Origin of the sequence: Shewanella gaetbuli (genome assembly GCF_023284065.1) — a bacterium.
Taxonomy (GTDB): domain Bacteria; phylum Pseudomonadota; class Gammaproteobacteria; order Enterobacterales; family Shewanellaceae; genus Shewanella; species Shewanella gaetbuli.
On record NZ_JAKIKP010000029.1, the window covers coordinates 1 to 676 of the forward strand.

Annotated in this window: 1 protein-coding gene; it reads right to left on the minus strand. The window is 42.2% G+C overall.

Annotation, left to right across the window (positions count from 1 at the left end; all coding sequences use genetic code 11):
* Window positions 1-661 (minus strand): cadherin-like domain-containing protein (locus L2672_RS17235; RefSeq protein ID WP_248997062.1); only part of this gene is annotated, 661 nt, incomplete at its 3' end.
* Window positions 662-676 lie beyond the last annotated feature (15 nt).

Below are 676 nucleotides of genomic sequence, written 5' to 3' on the forward strand. Positions count from 1 at the left end.
TCAGTTGATCACCATCAACATCCGTTGCACCATCAAGCAAATTAATTTGGTGAACATTGAGGTTATCTTCAGTCACTGTGTCTGTTAACGGTGATGCAATTATTGGGGCATCGTTAATAGCGGTAAGTGTGGTTGTGGCCTCTGCGTGGGTTACGCCGCCATGTTTATCGACAACGTTGTAGTTAAAATAAACTGGACCGTGGTAATCTTTTTCAGGTGTATAGGTAAACGTCCCGTCGCTATTCACTAGAATTGAGCCATGATCGGCATGTAAATGTTCAATCGTTAATTTACCCGCATCGTTAGCATCAACATCAACGGTATTCTGCAACAGTTGTGCAGTACTAATTATTTGGCGGGTATCCTCAGCGCCGGTATTTAATTGTACTTGCCCTGAACAATAAGGTCGGTCATTACTGCCTTCAATTGTGATAACAATGTTGTGTTGGGTACCATCTTTACTATGAATTGTGATGGTATCTTTTAAAGATTCACCTTCACCTAAGCGATCAATTGCTGTACCTCGACTTGTAGGACGTCCACCTATATGCGCTAAATGTCCTGCATCTGCGTGGTAAAACCATTTACCATCAGGCGTTAAAATTAAGTCTCCATAAGCTCCATGATAGTTATACCCACTCGGATTATGGTCACCAAACATAGCCTCGCCATTATC